The following is an 18,566-nucleotide window of genomic DNA, read 5'->3' on the forward strand; positions in this document are numbered from 1 at the left end:
AAAGGGTAGACAAACCATGAGATCCTTACGCCTATCTCAGCTCCTCGCGATCCTCGTTGGCTGCGCGCCGTTTGCAGCGGTTGCGTGCAGCGACGACCCGACGAACCCGGGCACGACCACGAGCTCGAGCAGCGCCTCCGGCAGCGGGGGGGGTGGCGGCGTCGGAGGTGACGGCGGGATGGGCGGCGTCGGTGGCGGAAGCTCGAGCACTGGCACCCCCGGCGTCGCCTGCGCCGATGCGCTCCTTCCGCTCCAGAACCCGCGCGCCCACACGCTCGGCGAGACCTTTTATTTGCCGCGTTTCCTCACGGATGCCGGCTGCCCCGCCGAGCTCGCGTGGCAGGTCGTCTCGGCGCCGCCCGACAGCAAGAACGCCGTCTACAACACCGGCGCCCCCGAGCCGCGCTTCACGCCCGACGTCCCCGGCGAGTACACCTTCCGCCTCAACGACCCCGCGCAGACCGAGCTCACGCTCCGCGCCGTCGCCCGCCCCCCGCAAGCGCGCTTCCGCAACCACCACCTCACGCCGCTCCACGGCGCGGCCGTCGTCGACGGCGAGCTCTGGACCACGAACGGCGCCTCGTACACCGTCACGCGCCTCGTCGCTGAAAATGGCCAGTGGACGAAGGCCGGCGAAATCACGGTCGGCTCGTGGCCCGCCGCGATCGCGCATCACCCCGGCGACAAGAAGGTCTACGTCGCGCAGCGCGGCGGCGACACGGTCGGCATCCTCGATCGCGACCGCAACATCCTCGAAGATGCGCTTTGGGTCGGCGACGAGCCGAGCGGCCTCGCCATCTCGCCCGACGGCGCGACGCTCTACGTCTCGCTCGCCACGATGCGCAAGGTCGCCGTGGTCGACCTCGCCAAACGCGAGGTCAAGGCCACGATCGACGTCGGCTTCGACCCGCGCGCCCTTGTGCTCTCGGCCGACGGAAAACGCCTCTTCGTCGCCTCCTACCGCTCGGGCAACAAGATCAAGGACACGCGCGGCACGTACGGCCCCGGCGACGACGAGGACATCTGGATCGTCGATACCGAGACCCAAAAGGTCTCGCTCGCCATCTCCGGTGTCGCCGCGGATCTCCGGTCGATCGCGCTCTCGGAGGACGGCGCCGAGCTCTACGTCGCCTCGACCGACGGCGACCCCGAGCCCTCGCAGTCCGCGCCGGGCGCCGAGCCCTTCTTCCACGAGGTCGTCGTGCTCGGGGCTGACCCGGCCAAACCCGACTACGGCGCCGTCCTCCGCCGCGTCGATCTCACGCGACAATCGGGCTCCGGCGGCGCTGTCGTCAATCCCTCGGGCGTCCTCGGCGTGGGCGACACGATCTGGGTCGCGTCCGAGTCCTCCGACGTCGTCGTGGCCCTCGACCGCGCCACGCTCGCCGAAAAAGGCCGCGCCGCCGTCGGCCCCGGCGCGCGCGCGCTCGTCAAGCTCGGAAACAACGTCGCTGTCCACAGCTACCAGAGCTTCGAGGCGAGCTTCCTCGACGCGACCGGCGCCGTCGTGCAGACCGTCTCGCTCGCCGAGGACCCGCGCCCGGCGAACATCGCCCTCGGCGAGCGTGTCTTCACGCGCCCGGGCGGCGGCTTCGCCTCGAACCACGCTTGCTCCAGTTGCCACGTCGAAACGCAGAACGACGGCATGGTCTGGCGCTTCGGCCCGCAGATCTGGCACAACGTGCGGCCGCTCCAGCTCCTCGACGCGACCACGCCGCTCGAATGGGGCGCGTACGTCTCGAACACGGACAATTTCGGGTATCAGGGCCCGAGCTCGATCGTCGGCCGCCCGGCCACGCCCGAGGAAGCGCTGGGCATGCAGGCCTTCCTCAGCTCGCTCCTCGGCGCCCCGCGCGAGACGGGCCATACCCGGATTGACGGCAGCTTCACGGAGGCCGCGACCCGCGGCAAGGATCTCTTCGAGGGCAAAGCCGCTTGTTATGGCTGCCACGCGCCGCCGCTTTACACCTCGCGCGAATACATCCCCGTCGGCAAATCGGGCGAACCGGCGGACATCCCCTCGCTCCTCGGCGTCTACCGCCACGGCGTGTATTTCGTGAAGGGACAGGCGCGCGACCTCGAAGCGGCGCTCGACGTGGCCATCCAATACGTGGGCGCCGACCTCACGACCGACGAAAAGGCCGATTTGCTCCAGTTCTTGCGCGAACTCACGCCGAAGGGCGCACACCCGCTGGGGATCTGGCCCGACATCGACAGCGACGACGCGGTCTACCCGAACGTTCGCCCGAGCGTCGCGTTCACCGATCCGATCGACGACTCCCAGCCAGGAAAAACCGCGGCCGACCTCGCTGCGGAATACGTCACGCTGGAAACCGAGGCGGGCGAAAAGGTCGCGGGCTCGGTCGTGGTGACCGGCGGCCTCGTCGAGTTCGTCCCGGCGGCGCCGCTCACCGCCGGCGCGAAATACCGATTCCGCGCCTTGCCGGGCCTTCCGTTCCTCTCGGGCGGCGCGCTCTGGGGCGAGCGGAGCACGGAGTTCGTCGTGGCGAACCCGGCGATCGGCATGTGGCCCAAGACGATGAAGATGACCGTCACCGTCCCCGGCCCCGGCGGCTCGATGACCCCGCTCGATTACGTGCTCGAAGCGAGCGACACCCCGCGCCCGGGCGGTATGACGTTGATCGTGAAACCGCAGCTCTTCGGCAACCAGCAGCGGCAGGAGGTGTGGGCGCGGCTCGACGGCGACAAACTCTACATGCAGCCGGTCGCCTTGCCGATCAACCCCAGCGGCGTGGCCGACGCCGCGATGATCACGGGCACGGTGAAGACCGTGAACCAGGCCGATCAGAGCATCTCGCTCGTCGAGGGCACGCTCCGGCTCGGCGGCCCGGGCATCAACCTCCCGGGCGTCAAGTTCGTCATCGTGCCGAACTGATCCTCAAGGCGCCTTCGTGTTCGCCGCTCCGGGCGTCGGCTCGCAGGCCTCGAAATCGCCGATCCCGTTCGGCACGCGGCCGAACGTCAACCCATCCGCCACGGCCTCCGCCGGATAGGCCGCCTCCTCGACGATCGCATCGCTCGGCGACAGGAAAAAAATCTTGTCGCCTTTCGACGCGCTGATTCCGAAGCCAGCCTGATAACAGGTCGCCGGCCCGCCCTCCGAGAGGCACTCCGCTTGCGGACCTGCCTCGGGCGCGTCGAGGCCCGCGACGATGACGAGGTAGGAGCCAGGCGCGAGCTTCGTCCCAGCCTCGAAACGCACGGCCTCCGCGAGCTTCGGCGCGTCACCGTCCTGATCGGCGATCCCGTATCCGTCGAGATCCATCACCGCGTCGCCGACGTTGACGATCTCGATCCACTCCTCGCCGGTCGCCGCAATCTCGTTGATCACCACCTTTGCCGCGCCTGCGCCGCTCCCGCCGCCACCACCTTGCCCGCTCCCGCCGCTCCCGCTGCTCCCGCCATTTCCGCCGCCGCCTTGCCCCGCGGAGCTGCTCGCGCCCCCCGTGGGAGGCCGATCCTCGCTCGCCTCCGAGCAGCCGAGAGCGGCGGTTGCCGCGACGAACACCCCTGCCAGGAAAAACTCCATCCGCGCCATCTCGTGGTCTCCTTTCGTCAGAAAACGACCCGGCTCGCGAGCCGGAGCTCCCAAAAATCCGAGCCGGGCAGCGCCGCCCGCGCGACCTCCCCCGGCGCCTGCCGCGTCACGGCGACGTGCCCTTCGAGCGGTTGCACGACGCGATACCCGATCGACCCCGTCACCGTCGCGACCGTATCCCCCGCCCCGCCGAGATCCCGATTCCAGTACGCGCCGCGCACGCCGAAGATCAGCCGATCCACGGGCTCGAGCCGCACGAAGCCATCCACCAGGAGCGATCGCCGCGCGCCATCGTCCGCGAGCCCCCACGCGTGCGTCACCGACGCGCCCGCGCGGACACGAATGCCTTGCCAGAGAACCGAACCGGTCAGCCTGTCCGCGCGGGAAAGCCCCGTCCCCGACGAGCCCACCACGTACGACCCGAAAATCGCCAGCGGCCGCGCAGCCCCGCCGGGCGCGGGATGCACCGAGGCTGCGATTTCGATGTTTTTCCCCCGGTTCAGCTCGCGGTTCGTATATCCCTCGCCGTTGTAAGCACCAACGGCGACAAACCCATATTTCCGCGGCAAGTTCACACGCGCCGTCGCCCCGAGGTCCGCAGGCGAGAGCATTCCGGTTTGCTCGATCGGCGCGGGGCCGACGACCCGCAGCCGCCAGGTCCCTTCGAGCTCGGGCACAGTGAGCGTCGGGACCACGCCGGCCGAGAACACGAACCACGACGAATACCGAACTCCGGCCCAGGCTTCGCGAAGCCGCAGCACGATGCTATCGCCCGCCACGCCGATCAGCGCTCCCTCGCTCGCCGAACGCACGCCTTCGATCACGACGCGCCCCACGGCCGGGCCAAACTCCCCGGTGATCGCGCCGTGCACCCGCGGCACCTCGAACAGGTGAAACCACGCTCGCTGTCCCGGCTCGGTCGCCGTCCATCGAACTGCGTATTGCGCGAACAATTCGAGCCCCGGCGTCACCTTGAGCCCCGTGGTCCCCGCTGCGGTGGGAGGCGCCGCGATACCCTCGAGATCGGGCGCGGGCACGGAAGCAGGGGCGGGGGTACGCGCGGAAGCGGCTGCGGGCGCGGCCACTTCCTGCGCCGCGGCAGGTCCCGCGGCGGCAAACATCACGGCGAAACTCGTCGTCAGGGCGAAACTACGCATGCGGGTTCGTCGCTCCAGGTCAAGGCGCGTGGGCATCGCCATAAAGCGCTCGCACATCAGGCGGCGGCGTATCCGCCAGATCCATCGGGACACCGAGGCGCGGCCCGCGCTCCTCCAAGGCCTCCCGGAACAGCCTCCAATCAACGATCACCTGCGCCGCATATCGATCCCCGACGTCGACTTGCTCCGCGACAAACCCGGCCGGGTCACGGCCGATCACCGCGGCCACATCCGCCACGGCCCAAGACGTGCCCAGGGGATCCGCCGCATGCGCCCGCGCCACGACGCCGCCGAGACGCCGCCCGAGGCTCGCGAGCGCCGCCGGGCTCCCTCGCTCCTCGCGCATGCGGCTCGTGCGCAACGTCTTTTGCCCGGCGCTCTCGCGCTTGATCTGACAGACGAACCCCATCCATTCCGTCGTCCCCCAGAACGGCTCCGCATCGGGCCGGGCCCAGGCCGCGCGGGACGCGAGGCGCACGCGCTCGGCGACGCCGTCGTAAAACACGCCCGGCGGATAGAGGCCCGCGAGCCCGCTGTCGGCGAGTTCCTTCAATTCGAGCACGACGTCGTCGGCCGGATCATCCGTCGGGCCGCGCACGAGCAAGATCACCCGTACCCGCGCCCAGCTCGCGACGCCCGAGCCGAGCTCGCGCGCAGCGTCGAGCAGCGTAAGAAACGCGGACGGCGGCGGTTCGAGGAGCGTCCCGCGGTATCGCTCGATCGCCGAAGGAAGCGCAGCATACGCAGCCGGCGGGACGTCGAGATACACACCCGTCGGCTCCTCCGAATCGAGCACACCCCGGCGAAGACGCCGCACCTTGCCGTCGAGCGTCGTCAGCTCGTCGAGCTCGGCGCGCGCGTCCCGATCCTCGATCGAACGCTCGAAGAGATCATCGAGGTTCGCATCTCCCCCGCCCTCCGTGATCCGCTCGCGGGGCCCGCCCTTCGCGAGGGCGGCGATCGCATCCGCATACCCTTCCGCCGCGGCGCGGGCGACGTCACGCGAGGCCGCGGCGGTCGCTGCCTGCGCCGCCGGCTCGTCGGCATTCGTGAGGCGCGCGGCGAGCGCCATTCCCGCGACGAGGCGGCGGACGTCCCACAGATACGGCGCGAAATCGGCGCTGTCGAAATCGTTCGGCTCCAGCGCGAGCGTCCCGTCGGCCGCGAGCAGCGCGCCGAAATTCTCGGGGTGCGGATCGCCGAGCGCGGGCACGAGCGGCCCGGCGATGGCATACGCGGAGGCGCCGAAGCCGAAGTTGTTCCCTCGAAAATCGTGGAGCGAAAGCGGCACCGTACCCCGATAAAAATCGTACGCGCTCGCGGCCATCCGCGCGTATTTGCCCTCGCAGAGGCGTGGCCTCGCGCGGAGGAGCGGCTCGTCGGCCCGGGCCATGACGCTCGTGATCTCGGCCTTGCGCGCCTCTTCCTCGGTCCGCCCGCCGCACGCCGCGAGCACGAACGCGAGCGCGAGGCAAAGACGAACACCTTTCGAGGACGGCCCGTTCACTGCGGGCGATGCCTAATCGACCGGCCACGTCGAAGCAATCGCGCGGCGCGCGCGACACCCTTCCGTCACGGCGCTGCCATGTTGTCTACGCGGGTGACATCGACCCGTCACCGACGGCTATTGCGAAGGCCCCCCGAGCCACGCCCCCGAGAGCCTTCGAATGCGCACGTTCCCGGGGACCCGCTCCCCAAAATGCCGGCGGTAGGAGGGATCTCCGATCGCCAGCTCACGCGCGGAAAGCTCGTCGGCCGCCTCGCGCAACGTCCCCTTCGCCGCCTCCGTGTCCCCGGCGGCCATGAGGGCCTCGGCGAGCGTGAGGAGCACACGCTCCACCCCGCGCGGGCCAATTTGCCGATGGAGCGCGAGCGCCTCGCGACTCACGTGCACCGCTTCGGCGGGCCGGCCCCGCGCGAGCAGGACCCTCGATCGGAACCACGCGCACGAGGCGCTGACGATCAGGTTTCCGCGGCTGCTCGTCGCATCGATCCTCGACGCCGCCTCGTCCACGTCGCCGCGCTCGATATGCGCCTCGATCAGCGTCATCGCGCCGAGCGTGCTGACCACGTTGCCGTCCTTGCCGTGCACCCGCTCCGCCACGGAGCGCGACACCGTGATCGCCTCCTCGAACCGGCCTTGCGCGAGCCTGAGCTGAGCGAGGTACGCCGCGACCACGTTTGCCGCCATGCTCGGCGGGCGCGCCTCCGTGCGGTCCAGCCACGACTCGGCCTCCTCGAACGCGCCGAGGTCCGTGCAAATGCCGACGAGCATCCCCGTGACGATCGGCACGATGTGGCGCTCCCCGCCCTGCTCCAGCGATCGCACGGCATCGAGCGCGTGTTGCCTCGCGAGCCACGGATTGCGGCCGAGGTTCTTCTCCACCATCGCCGACGCATACGCGAGCGCCCCGGCCCTCGACGGCTCCACCTCGACGCCAGCCCCCATCGTCGCACGAAGTTTTTCCAGGAACACGAACGCGTCGCCATTCCCGCTCGCCGCGAGCGCAGCGATGAGCGGCGCGAGCGCCCGCGCCAGCGCGGAGAGCGCATTCGGCGCGGGCTCCGTCTGCAAGACCCGCCGGCTCAGGTCCTGCAACGTATCGTGCCTGCCGAGCAGCATCGCGCCGCCGATGGCGCCCTCCAGCGCGATGCAATGGGCCACGGATCCGGGCGTCGTGCGGCGCAGGGCCTCTTCGGCCGCTGCGAGCGAGGCCTCGTAATCGCCCGAGGCCGAGGCGATGCGGGCCCGGAGCGCCCAGAGATCCGTCGCGACCTCGTCCGTCGGCCCGGCCGCGAGGCCCCGCTCGACGGCCCGCACGCCCGCCTGGAGGTCATTGCCGCGCATCGCCGTCTGCGCCGCCCGCGCGTGCCAGTACGCCGCCTTCTCGCCCTGCCCGCCGCGCTCGAAATGCATCGCCAGCACCGAGGGATCCGGCTCGCCCACGCGTTCGAGCCACACCCCCGCGAGCCCATGCCCGAGCGCGCGGTCCCGCTCCGTCAACATCGCATACGCCCCCTCCCGCAGGAGCGCGTGCCGGAACGCATACTCCTCCTCGCCGACGAACCGCCGCGAATTCCGACGCATCACGAACTCACGCGCCACGGAGTAATCGAGGGCGGCATCCACGTTCACAGGCCTGCGACCGCCGAGCAGCCGCCGCACTCCATTGGGCCAGAACACCTCCCCGTAGACGCTCGCCGCGCGCAAAAAATGGCGAACGTCCGGCGGAAGCGCGGCGAGCCGGGCCTCGACCATCCCGAGCACCGTCTCCGGCAACGCGCCGCTGCTGCGCCCCTCCGTGAAGGCCCGGACGAGCTCTTCCAGGTAAAACGCGTTTCCCTCCGACCGCGCCACGAAGGCCGTCACGAGCACATCGTCGACGTCGGCCCCGAGCGCCGCGCGCACCAGCGCGGACGCCGCGCGGCGCGGCAAGGGACCGAGCCGGACCTCGTGCGTCCGCTCCGCCCATATCCGCGGAAACAGATCGTGCACCTCGGGCCGGGCAAACGCGACCACCGCGAAGGCCTCGTCCCGCAGCTCGCGCAGCGTCGTATCCACGAGCTTCACGGATGAACCATCCCCCCAGTGCAAATCCTCCAGCACGAGCAACGTCGGCCCCTTCCGGGCCGCGGCGCGCATGAACTCGACCCAGGCCGACTCGATCCGGCCCGCCATGAGCGGCGCATTCTCGCGGGCCGACCGGAGCAGGGGATTGCGTTCGTCCGGGAACGCCGCCCCCACGAGCTCGCCCAGGAACGGCGCCGTCCGCTCCGCCGCTTCTCCCGACAGCAGCGCGCGCACCGCCGACGATACCTTTTCCTGCTGCACCTCGCGCCGCTCGCCGACCTCGATCTGCATGAGCATGCGCAACGCCGACGCGATCACCGAAAACGCGGCGCCCGAGCGCATCGCATCGGCGCGACCCACCGCCAGACACAAATCGGGCACGTTGCTCTGCAGCTTCGTGATGAGCTCCTGCCGCAATCGGGATTTCCCCATCCCCGCGGGCGCCGTGACGAGCACGGACTGCGCGCGCTGCTCGTCGAACTCTTGCTGCAGGAGATCCAGCAGCGTGGTGAGCTCGCGCTCGCGGCCGACGAACGGGCTCGGATGGCCGAGCAGCGTACGCGTCTCCTCGCCGCGCGCGTGCTCGTGCAGCAGCCACGCATGGCCGGCGTGCTCCTGCACCTCGAACCGTGGATCGAGCAGCGCGCGCGTGACCTCGTCGACGATCACCCCGGGTCGGCCGTCCTCGCGCGCGCGATCGATCAGCAATGCCACGAGCTCGACGAGATCCCCGACGGGGAGCCGATCGGCGAGATCGCTGCGGCCCGTGACGAGCGCGATGGTCCGATCCGACGAGGCCGCTTGAATCGCCAGCGCGGCGCGCGCCGCCCGCAGCACCTGATCGGCCGGACTTCCCACGCCCGGCAACACCATCAAGATCGTGCCCCCGGCGAGCGTATCCACGAACGCGCCGAGCGGATCCGCGATGCGACGAACCTCCGCGAGCGCGCTGCGCGCGGTGCCTGCGATCGCCACGATCGAGAGCAGACGCCGCTCTCGCTCGCTGAGCCGCGACGGCGTCATGCTCCGCACGGACGGCGAGCTCGACGACGTGATCCCGCCGATGGCGGAGAGCTCGGCCACGAGGGCCGCCCCATCGTCCGGCCGCTCTCCCGAATCCTTCGAAAGCATGCGCGTGCAGAGGCTCGACACGGCGGAGGAGACCTCGGGCCGCACGACCGCGAGCTCGGGCGGCTCTTCGAGCAAGAGCTTCGCGAGCAAAGCCATCGGGTGCGAACCCTGAAATGCCGGTCGTCCTGCCAAACATTCGAAGAGCACGCAGCCGAGCGAGAACACATCGGCGCGCGGCCCCACGACCCCGTCGCCGCGCGCTTGCTCCGGCGCCATGTAGCCGGGCGTTCCGAGCACGGAGCTCGAGCGCGTGTGCAGGGTCGAGCCGGTCGACGCGCGCGCGATCCCGAAATCGAGAAGCTTGATGCGATCGACGCGCCGGCCGACGAGGAAGATGTTGCTCGGCTTGATGTCCCGATGAACGATGCCGCGCGCGTGCGCCGCGGCGAGCCCATCCGCGACGTTGCGCACGAGCGCGAGGCCCGCGTCGATTTCGAGGGGCGCGCGCGCGAGGCGCGTGGCGAGGTCCTCGCCGGAGAGCCACTCCATCACGAGGTACGGCTCGCCGTGGGCCGTCAGCCCGTGCCCGACGTGCCGCACGATGCACGGGTGTTCGAGCCGCGCGAGGATACGCGCCTCGGACAGGAATCGCTCGGCGCCGTGCTCGGGATCGCGCAGGACCTTCAGCGCCACGGTCTCGTTCGTCGCGAGCTCGCGGGCGCGCCAGATGGTCCCCATGCCGCCGGAGCTCGCCCGCGACTCCAGCTCGAACCGCCCGTCCACGATGTCGCCGCTCCGCATGCGCGCCTCACACCGGACTGTAAAGGATGTCCGTGCGCAGGACGAACTTCTCACCGCGGGCCACCTGGCTCGCGATATGGAGGATCCGGTGCTGGAACAGCAATGCGCGCCCGCGCCGCGGGGTGATGCGCCGTTCGAGCTCCGGAAAATCGGTCTCGCCGCCCTCGAAGTCGTCGTTCAGGTAAAAGACGAGCGTGACCAGGCTGCGCACGCCGCCGTCGAGGTGCACGACCGTGTCCCAGTGCGCCCCGTGTTGCTCGCCGGGGCCGTATCGATACAGGCGGATGCGCGGGTTGCCGCCCGCGAGCTTCATGCCCATCAGGAGCTTCGGCACGTGCGGCGCGACCCGCGCGACGAGCCCGTCGGCCTCCGCCGCGTCGTCCCACATCACGCGCGTGTTGTTCCGGACCTCGAGATCGACCTCCGGCTCCCCGTCCTCGCCCACGATCGGCGCGATCTCTGCGTGCCCTGTCCGGATGCGCTCGATATACGCGTCGCAGTCGGCGGGCGAGAGTGCGTCGTCCACCGTCCAGACGAGGGGCTGCGTCAAGTCGAGGTGACCGGCGTACATGGTGAGGGGAGTATACGCGGCCGCAGGGCGGAAGGGGCCCTTCGTCGTCGACGCGGGGCTTGCGCCGGGACCGACGCGACCTCACCGTGGGAGGACATGGCGCGCCGCCTCCTCGCCCTCCTCGCGGTCCTCTGCGCCCTCGTCCTCGGGTTTCCGGGCCGCGCGCACGCCGGCGCCCTCACGACGGACGAAAAAGCCCGCCTCGCGCGGGGGGAGGTCGTCAGGCGGACCTTCGACGTCGAGCTCCCGGAGGGCGATTTCATTGGCGGCCTCGGGTACGTGGTCATCGCGGCGCCGCCCGCCGAGGTCATGGCCGTGTTGCTCGACCCGGGCTCGTACCGGCACATTTTCCCGCTCACGCAGGACGCGCGCCTCGTCGGCCGCAAGGGCGACGATTTTTTCCTGACGCTCCGCCAGGGCGGCGCCACGGTCTCGGGCGAATACACCGTCCGGGCGCGTCGGGAAACCCCGTCGCTCGTCCGATTCTGGATGGACCCGACGCGGCCCCACGACATCGGCGATTGCTGGGGCTTTTTCCGGGTCGACCCCGCGGACGGCGGAAAAACCCTGCTCACCTATGGCGCCCTTCTGCACCTCGAATTCGGCGTGATCAAGCTCCTCTTTCAGGAGAAGATCCGCTCGTACGCATTGCAGACGCCGGAGCTCTTGCGACGCTACGTGGAGGATCGGCGGGGGCCGCGGCCTTGACGCACGCGGCCGCGCCTTTTCTCGATCGTGACGTGGGGGGAGGATGGCTCAGTCGATGCCGAGGGTGGTCACGTCCGTGATCGGGGCCGACGAAGCGATCGTGCGGATCTTGCCTTTCTTCGTGGTCACGATCCAGCCCGAACCTCCGGGGATGCGCGTCTTCGTGCCTGGGCGCATGCGGCGCGCCCCGCCCTTCGGCGGATAAAGGATCTCCACCGACCGATCCTCCGCCGCGATCTGCACGACGTACACGTACGCAAGCCGATCGAGCTCGCCTTCGATCGCGACCTTCGTGCCCGCCTCGACGTCGAACTCGTTCATCGCGTCGTCGCGCATCTCGCTGAGGAGCGCGTAGCCCCACGCGAGGCGCCGGAACGGCCGACCCATGAGGCTCGGCGGCGGCTCGTCGATGAGCTCCACCGGCGCCGCGGCTGCGGCCCTCGCCGCCGCCTTGGCCCTCGCCTCGATCTTCGCCGTCACGCTGCCCTTCGCCGCCCTGGCCGAGGCCTTCGCCTTCTTTGCCACGCCCTTCGCGGGCGCCTTGGCCGCCCCCTTCGTCGCCTTCTTCGCCGCGCCCTTGACCCCGCCCTTCGTCGTCCCCTTGGTCTTCATCGTGCCGCCCTTCGCGCTGCTCCTGGTCACCATCGCCGACCCATTCTATGGCGGAGCGCCGAAAAACCCTAGCGCGACGAACATCCCTCCTGCGTGAGCGAGACCTCCTCGCGGGATTTGGGGCGTCGCTCGGCGGGCCCGCGCGAAGCCCCGCGCACCAAGGACGTGGTCGCGCCGCTTCGCGCGTGCTCTTCTTGACGTCCCGCACGAAAGGAGCTCGGCACGACGATTGCGTCGAGCGCGTCCCCGTCATGGATCCGATGGAGCAAGCGCGTCACCAGATGGTGGACGAACAACTCGCACGCCGCGACATCGAGGACCCGCGGGTGCTCGATGCGATGCGTCGCGTCCCGCGGCACGCCTTCGTGCCCGCCGGGCGCGAGCCCGAGGCGTACCTCGACAGACCGCTCCCAATCGCCGAAGGCCAGACGATCTCGCAGCCGTACATCGTCGCGCTCACCGCGCAAGCCCTGCGGATCGGGCCGAACGCGCGGGTCCTCGAGATCGGCGCGGGCTCGGGGTACGCCGCGGCGGTGCTCGCCGAACTCGCGCGCGAGGTCGTCACCGTCGAGCGCCACCCGCTCCTCGCCGCCGAGGCCGCCGCGAGGCTCGTGTCGCTCCGCTACGCAAACATCCGGGTGGTCACTGGAGATGGCACCCGTGGATATCCCGAACGCGCACCTTATGATGCCATCGCGGTGACGGCGAGCGGGCCGCGTGTACCGCAGGCGCTTTTGCACCAGCTCGCGCCGGGCGGCCGTATGGTGATTCCGGTCGGGCCGGACGAACACCAGCAAGAGCTCGTCCTCGTCACGCGGGGCGCGGAAGACGGCGTGTTCTCCGAGCAAAACCTCGGCGCGGTGCGGTTCGTCCCGCTCGTCGGCGAGGACGGCTGGGCCCGGGCGGACGGCAGGTAACTTTCATTCGCCCCGCTTGACGATTGGGGCTCCATGCGGACGAGCCGCGTTACGCCCCAAACCCCATACCCTTCCACGCGCCGCCCTGGTACGATGAACGCATGGCGCATCCGTACCGCATGAGGCCCACGGTGCCCCCCGAAGGCTCGCCCGAGGACGAACGGCTCTCCGGTCCGACGCTCGCGTTCGGTTTGTTTTGCGTCATCTCGGGCCTCGCGCTCGCGGGCTCGTCGCGCCCCGGCGCGCTGCTCCTCGCGGGCGGCGCGGGGACGATCGCGATCGCGGCACGCAGGACGCCGCGCGGAGGGGCTTACCCCCGTGACAAGGATTGAGCTCCAGAGCGGGGGATTCCTTCTCTTCCACGACCCGTTTCTCACGCCGGACGAGGCCGACACCTCGTTTCCCGCGCTGCTCGCGGAGGTCCCTTTCCAGCAGCAAACGATCCGGCTCTTCGGCAAATCGATCTTGCAGCCGCGCCTATCGGCCTGGCACGGAGATGCGGGCGCATCGTACACGTATTCGGGCCTGTCGCTCACGCCAAACCCCTGGACGCCGGCGCTCTCGGCGCTACGAGCGCGGGTCGAGGCGGCGGCGGGCTGCACGTTCAACAGCGTGCTCGTGAACCACTACAGAGACGGCGACGATTCGATGGGCAAACACGCCGACGACGAGCCCGAGCTCGGGGAAAACCCGGTGATCGCGTCCCTGTCGCTCGGGGCGCGAAGGAAGTTTGTCCTGGAACCGAAGAAGAAAGGCGGGGAGAAGGTGACGCTGGAACTCGGCGAGGGGAATCTGCTCGTCATGGCGGGGACGACGCAGCACCATTATCGGCACGGGGTGCCGAAGCAGGCCGGGCGGGGGGCGAGGATGAATTTGACGTTCCGGCGGATTCTTGGTTCAGGCCGCTGAATCGGGCGTGTCGAGGTCGCTGGTCGGTTCCATCGCGTAGGAACGGCCCACCCATTCACGCCCTGCATGGGTGACATCGCTCACGCCAATACGTTCCTCGTTTGACAGTCGTATCCGTGCCCATTAGCTTCGCGGTGCTTTCATCCTTCCAAGGAGCGAATTCATCATGAAGCAAGGTCTTTGGCTCGCGCTCGGCCTCGGCGCGGCGCTCGCGGTCGTGGCTTGCGGCGACGATACGAACAATACCAACAATACAACCTCGTCCTCCTCGTCGGGATCGGGCGGCAGCGGTGGCAGTGGTGGCAGCGGTGGGAACGGCGGCGGCGACTCGGAGATCGAAGTGCAGACCCACGTCTCGCCCGATGGATTCGGCGTCGACTCGCACCTCATCGTGGGCCCGACCGAGGTCGTCCTCGTCGATGGCCAGTTCTTCACCGCGGAGGCGCAAAAGGTCGTCGACCTCGTCAAAGGCACGAACAAGAAGCTCACCACCGTCTGGCTCACGCACGCCCACCCCGATCATTACCTCGGGATGGAGGTCATCCGCGCGGCGTTCCCGGACGCGAAGTTCGTGACGACGGCCGCGGTCCTCGCCGATTACAACGCGAAAAAGGACGGTACGCTCGCGTTCGCCCAGACGAACTTCCCCGGCCAGGTGCCCGACAAGGTCGTCGCCTTCACCGCGCTCGCGGGGACCACGATCACGGTCGACGGGCATCCGCTCGACGTCGTCGAGATCGGCGACGCGGGCGAGAGCGTGGAGGCCGCGGGGCTCGCGCTGAACGAGCAAAAGGCCTTTTTCGCAGGCGATCTCCTTTACAACAAGGAGCACCTCTGGCTCGCGGAGTGCAACTTCGACGGCTGGATCAAGAACCTCGACGCCCTCGCCGGGAAGGGCTTCACGACGTTCTATCCGGGCCACGGCGAAAAGGCCACGGCCGCCGTCATCGACGAGGACAAGAAGTACCTCAACGACGCAAAGCCGATCCTCGATGCCGCGACGACGGCCGAGGAGGCCGTGACGAAGCTCAAAGAGGCGTACCCCACCTGGGGCGGCGACGGCCTGCTCTCGTTCGGCACCTCGAATTACTTCATGGCCTGCAAGATGCCCTGATCGGGATCAACGGCCTGCGGCCGGGCGCGCTTTCTGGTAGGCTGCCGTCGTGCGCCGCGCCCTTGCCTTCTCCCTTCCCCTCGCCGCCCTGCTCCTCTCCGCTTGCAGCGACCCCGCGGAGCTGCCCGTGCCGCCGGAGACCGGCGTCGTCGCGCTCTACGGCAAGCCCGCCGAGACGGTCCTCTCGCCCTATCCGTCCGATCGATACACGACGGCCGACGCGGCCACCGCCACGGGCCGGCGCGTGCGGATCGGGCCGGACACGGCGGCCGATCCGCTGGTGACCAGCTATCAGGGCACGGTCGATCTTCTGAACGAAATGGATGGTTTCTCCACGGTGGGCGGCGTCGTGGTGAATTTCAGCGGCCCCATCGACGCGCGTCCGCTCGTGCTCGCGCCGTACGCGGAGCCGCCGCTGCTCGGGCCCATCCTCGACGCGGAGGACTACAAAAAGCCAGGCGCGCCGCTCTACCTCGTCGACGTGGACCCGGACTCGCCCGAGCAAGGAAAACCCGTCGGGCTGATCCCCCGCTGGTTCCCGCAGCCCGACGACGGGTTTTTCGCGGACGATTTCACCTTGGTCGCGGAGCCCGCCACGCCGCTCCGTCCCGGGACACGGTATCTGTTCGTCGCGACGAAGGTGCTCCGCGCGGACGATGGAGCCCCCGTGCGGCGATCGCCGGACATGCAGGCGCTCCTCGGAGGCACGGCCGAGGGCGAATACGGGGACGAGGTGCGCAAGGCGATCGACGAGGCCTTGCCGAGCGGGCTCTTCCACGCCGAAGACATCGTGCTCGCGACCGCATTCACCACGGCCACGGTGCGCGCCGGGATCGAGGCGATGGGGGTCGCCGCACGAAAGTCCCCGCCGCCTGCGTTGCTCACGCCCTTCGAGGTCGAGACACCGGCCGAGCCGGGCGGGCGCGTGCGTTTTCGGGGCGTGTACGAGACACCCGAATATCGCGGCGAGACGGGGAAATGGTCCTTCGAGGGAGGGACGCCGGTCGCGAGCAAAGAGGTCGGGCTCGACGTGTTCCTGGCGTTCTCGAAGGCGGAGGTGAGCGGAAAGAGGCCGGTCGTCATTTACGGCCACGGGCTCGGCGGCGACAAGGACGGCACGTGGGGCACGGCCCAAAGGCTCGCGGCCATTCACCCGAACGGCGCGGCCGTCTTCGGGATCGACTCGCCCGAGCACGGCTCGCGCGCGAAAAAGCCGGGCCAGAATGCCCTGCTCGCCGCGTTCGGCTTCTTCGGCATCGACAGCGCGACGGGCGAATTCGACATCGGCAAGGCGCGGGACAACTTCCGGCAAATGGCGTCGGATCAGCTCGAGCTCGTGCGGCTCGTCGATACGCTCGGCTCGCTCGACCTCCTGCCGGTCGGCGCCCCGGACGGCGAGCCCGACCTCGATACCTCGCGGATCCTCTACATCGGCCATTCGTTCGGGTCCGTGCAGGGGCCGACGATCCTCGCGCTCGCGCCCGAGATCCGGCAAGCCGTCTGGAACGTGGGCGGCGACGGGCTCATGATGCTGCTGCGGGACTCCGGCACGTTCGGCCTGCTCGTCGACGCGATGCGTCCACCCAAGACGCCGGACGGCGCGCTCGCTCGTTTCTTCGCCGTCACGCAGGCGATCGTGGACCCGGGCGACCCGATCAACTACGCTCGGTTCGCGTCGGGCGAACCTCTGCCGGGCGCACCGGAATCGAAGCCGCGCGACGTGCTCTTGCAGGTGGTCATGAACGACACGATCGTCCCGAACTCGACCAGCGAAGCACTCGCGCGGGCCTCGGGCATGACGCTCATGAATGCCATCCGCCCGGTGAGCGGCCTGCCCGCCGCGGAGGGGCCGCTGACGGGCAACGGCAAGGCCGGCTCGACGCTGGTGATGTCGCAGTTCGACCGGATCGAGGGGACGAAGCTCGCCGTGCACGGCGAGCTCATCTTCTCGCCGGAGGGACAGGCGCAATACGTGGAGTTTTTCCAGACAGGGCTCGCCGAGCCGTACGCGACGGCGAAGCCGCCCTATTGAAGGACGAGTTGCAGGGTTCGAGGAGAGTTCGAGGAATGTCGTATTTCGACGGTCTGCCGGGCAAGCCGCCGCGCGAGCGGGGCATCTTTTGCAACCGGACCATGAACATGCGGTCGATCAAGGCGATCGGCTACGACATGGACTACACGCTCATCCATTATCAGGTGGAGGAGTGGGAGCGCCTGGCGTACGAGCATCTGCGGACGCGGCTGCTCGCGCATGGGTATCCGGTGGAGGATCTCCGCTTCGATCCGGAGCTCGTGATCCGGGGGCTCATCATCGACACGGAGCTCGGCAACCTGCTCAAGGTGAACCGCTTCGGCTACGTGAAGCGCGCGATGCACGGGACATCGCTGCTCGATTTCGAGCCGATGCGCTCGGCGTACGCGCGGACGATCATCGACCTCGCCGAGCCGCGGTTCGTCTTTCTGAACACGCTCTTCTCGCTCTCCGAGGCGTGCATGTACGCCCAGCTCGTCGACCTCGCGGACGCGGGAAAGATGCCGGCGGGGACAGGCTACGAGCAGCTCTATCGGCTCGTGAAGAGCGGCCTCGACGAGGCGCACATGGAGGGCCGCCTGAAGGCCGAGATCATCGCGGATCCGGACCGGTTCGTGGTGCTCGACCCGGAGGCGCCGCTCGCGCTGCTCGACCAGCAGCGGGCCGGAAAAAAGCTCCTGCTCATCACGAACTCGGAGTGGGGATACACGGATGCGATGATGCGTTACGCATTCGAAAGATTCCTGCCGAACGGGATGCGGTGGCGGGATCTCTTCGACGTGGTGATCGTGCAGGCGCGGAAGCCCGATTTCTTCATGCAGAAATCGCCGCTCTTCGAGGTCGTGAGCGAGGACGGGCTGCTCCGGCCGTGGATCGGGCCGCTCAAAGAAGGCGGCTCGTACCTCGGCGGGGACGCGACGCAGGTGGAGCGCTCGCTCGGGATTTCGGGGGACGAGATCCTGTACGTGGGGGACCACATCTGGGGCGACGTGCGGGTGTCGAAGAGCGTGCTGCGCTGGCGGACGGCGCTCATTCTGTGGGAGCTCGAAGAAGAGGTGCGGGCGGCCTATGCGTCCCGCGTGGACGAGGCGCGGCTCGGCGCGTTGATGGAGGAAAAAGAGGCGCTCGAGCTCGCCTCCTGCCAGCTCCGGCTGCTCGCCCAGCGGCACAGGGAAGAATATGGTTTGCCCGAGGAAGCGCCGTCGTGCGACGAGGTCCTCGCGCGGCTCGGCGCGCTGAAGGCGGCGCTCGCGGAGCTCGACGATCGAATCGCCCCGCTCGCGAAGGCAGCGGCCGAGGTCTCGAACTCGCGCTGGGGCCTGCTCCTGCGCACAGGCAACGACAAGAGCCACCTGGCGCGGCAGATCGAGCGCTCGGCCGACATTTATACGTCGCGCGTCTCGAATTTCCTGCGCTACACGCCCTATTCGTATTTCCGCTCCCGCCGCGGGAGCCTGCCCCACGATCCCTCCGGAGAAGCGCCGAGCCCGAACCCGGGGCCTTGACCGCTGGAAGCGCGCGGCACGGACGTAGATCGCGGCCGC

At 69.4% G+C, this 18,566-nt stretch carries 14 protein-coding genes; 8 read left to right on the plus strand and 6 right to left on the minus strand.

What is annotated here, in order from left to right; all coding sequences use genetic code 11:
• The first annotated feature begins 16 nt into the window (after positions 1-16).
• Complete coding sequence (locus tag POL67_RS43895; protein WP_271927249.1) at positions 17-2,896, plus strand: YncE family protein; 2,880 nt, start codon at positions 17-19, stop codon at positions 2,894-2,896.
• A gap of 3 nt (positions 2,897-2,899) precedes the next feature.
• Here POL67_RS43895 and POL67_RS43900 read toward each other — a convergent pair whose 3' ends face one another.
• The 5 genes from POL67_RS43900 to POL67_RS43920 all read right to left on the minus strand — a co-directional run bounded on the left by POL67_RS43900 (position 2,900) and on the right by POL67_RS43920 (position 10,730).
• Positions 2,900-3,559 (minus strand): lamin tail domain-containing protein, encoded by a 660-nt coding sequence (locus POL67_RS43900; RefSeq protein ID WP_271927251.1) that lies wholly within the window; start codon positions 3,557-3,559, stop codon positions 2,900-2,902.
• Positions 3,560-3,576: 17 nt separating this feature from the next.
• Complete coding sequence (locus tag POL67_RS43905) at positions 3,577-4,716, minus strand: hypothetical protein (protein ID WP_271927253.1); 1,140 nt, start codon at positions 4,714-4,716, stop codon at positions 3,577-3,579.
• 19 nt (positions 4,717-4,735) lie between these two features.
• Positions 4,736-6,223 (minus strand): DUF2252 family protein, encoded by a 1,488-nt coding sequence (locus POL67_RS43910; protein WP_271927254.1) that lies wholly within the window; start codon positions 6,221-6,223, stop codon positions 4,736-4,738.
• A gap of 117 nt (positions 6,224-6,340) precedes the next feature.
• Positions 6,341-10,159, minus strand: a complete 3,819-nt coding sequence (locus tag POL67_RS43915) for a serine/threonine-protein kinase (RefSeq protein ID WP_271927255.1) — start codon at positions 10,157-10,159, stop codon at positions 6,341-6,343.
• A gap of 7 nt (positions 10,160-10,166) precedes the next feature.
• Positions 10,167-10,730: a prolyl hydroxylase family protein gene (locus POL67_RS43920; RefSeq protein ID WP_271927256.1), complete on the minus strand. Its 564-nt coding sequence runs from the start codon at positions 10,728-10,730 to the stop codon at positions 10,167-10,169.
• A 96-nt stretch (positions 10,731-10,826) separates the two neighbouring features.
• On the opposite strand from POL67_RS43920, the gene POL67_RS43925 reads away from it, so the two are divergent.
• Positions 10,827-11,438, plus strand: coding sequence for an SRPBCC family protein (locus POL67_RS43925; RefSeq protein WP_271927258.1), 612 nt, complete (start codon positions 10,827-10,829; stop codon positions 11,436-11,438).
• Positions 11,439-11,486: 48 nt separating this feature from the next.
• On the opposite strand, the gene POL67_RS43930 is transcribed toward POL67_RS43925, so the two are convergent.
• Positions 11,487-12,083, minus strand: coding sequence for a DUF4384 domain-containing protein (locus POL67_RS43930; protein ID WP_271927259.1), 597 nt, complete (start codon positions 12,081-12,083; stop codon positions 11,487-11,489).
• A gap of 227 nt (positions 12,084-12,310) precedes the next feature.
• Between POL67_RS43930 and POL67_RS43935 the strand changes: the two genes are divergently transcribed.
• From POL67_RS43935 to POL67_RS43960, 6 genes are all read left to right on the plus strand, one after another.
• Complete coding sequence (locus POL67_RS43935; protein ID WP_271927260.1) at positions 12,311-12,967, plus strand: protein-L-isoaspartate(D-aspartate) O-methyltransferase; 657 nt, start codon at positions 12,311-12,313, stop codon at positions 12,965-12,967.
• Positions 12,968-13,068: 101 nt separating this feature from the next.
• Entirely contained in the window at positions 13,069-13,299 is a 231-nt protein-coding gene (locus POL67_RS43940) for a hypothetical protein (RefSeq protein ID WP_271927262.1), read from the plus strand.
• Positions 13,286-13,876, plus strand: a complete 591-nt coding sequence (locus POL67_RS43945) for an alpha-ketoglutarate-dependent dioxygenase AlkB family protein (RefSeq protein WP_271927264.1) — start codon at positions 13,286-13,288, stop codon at positions 13,874-13,876. Before POL67_RS43940 ends, POL67_RS43945 begins: the two co-directional genes overlap by 14 nt.
• 166 nt (positions 13,877-14,042) lie before the next feature.
• The gene (locus tag POL67_RS43950; RefSeq protein WP_271927265.1) at positions 14,043-14,990 is read left to right on the plus strand and encodes an MBL fold metallo-hydrolase; all 948 of its coding nucleotides are present in this window, start codon (positions 14,043-14,045) and stop codon (positions 14,988-14,990) included.
• 49 nt (positions 14,991-15,039) lie between these two features.
• Positions 15,040-17,022: an alpha/beta hydrolase family protein gene (locus tag POL67_RS43955; RefSeq protein WP_271927267.1), complete on the plus strand. Its 1,983-nt coding sequence runs from the start codon at positions 15,040-15,042 to the stop codon at positions 17,020-17,022.
• Between the two features lie 35 nt (positions 17,023-17,057).
• Positions 17,058-18,527, plus strand: a complete 1,470-nt coding sequence (locus POL67_RS43960) for an HAD-IG family 5'-nucleotidase (RefSeq protein ID WP_271927269.1) — start codon at positions 17,058-17,060, stop codon at positions 18,525-18,527.
• The last annotated feature ends 39 nt before the right edge of the window (positions 18,528-18,566 follow it).

The organism is Polyangium mundeleinium, assembly GCF_028369105.1.
Lineage (GTDB): Bacteria > Myxococcota_A > Polyangia > Polyangiales > Polyangiaceae > Polyangium > Polyangium mundeleinium.

Coding starts and splice junctions, on each gene's coding strand:
- POL67_RS43905 (WP_271927253.1), bottom strand. CDS start 4,716: ATGCGTAGTTTCGCCCTGACGACGAGTTTCGCCGTGATGTTTGCCGCC.
- POL67_RS43915 (WP_271927255.1), bottom strand. CDS start 10,159: ATGCGGAGCGGCGACATCGTGGACGGGCGGTTCGAGCTGGAGTCGCGG.
- POL67_RS43940 (WP_271927262.1), top strand. CDS start 13,069: ATGGCGCATCCGTACCGCATGAGGCCCACGGTGCCCCCCGAAGGCTCG.
- POL67_RS43930 (WP_271927259.1), bottom strand. CDS start 12,083: ATGGTGACCAGGAGCAGCGCGAAGGGCGGCACGATGAAGACCAAGGGG.
- POL67_RS43900 (WP_271927251.1), bottom strand. CDS start 3,559: ATGGCGCGGATGGAGTTTTTCCTGGCAGGGGTGTTCGTCGCGGCAACC.
- POL67_RS43960 (WP_271927269.1), top strand. CDS start 17,058: ATGTCGTATTTCGACGGTCTGCCGGGCAAGCCGCCGCGCGAGCGGGGC.
- POL67_RS43920 (WP_271927256.1), bottom strand. CDS start 10,730: ATGTACGCCGGTCACCTCGACTTGACGCAGCCCCTCGTCTGGACGGTG.
- POL67_RS43925 (WP_271927258.1), top strand. CDS start 10,827: ATGGCGCGCCGCCTCCTCGCCCTCCTCGCGGTCCTCTGCGCCCTCGTC.
- POL67_RS43895 (WP_271927249.1), top strand. CDS start 17: ATGAGATCCTTACGCCTATCTCAGCTCCTCGCGATCCTCGTTGGCTGC.
- POL67_RS43950 (WP_271927265.1), top strand. CDS start 14,043: ATGAAGCAAGGTCTTTGGCTCGCGCTCGGCCTCGGCGCGGCGCTCGCG.
- POL67_RS43935 (WP_271927260.1), top strand. CDS start 12,311: ATGGAGCAAGCGCGTCACCAGATGGTGGACGAACAACTCGCACGCCGC.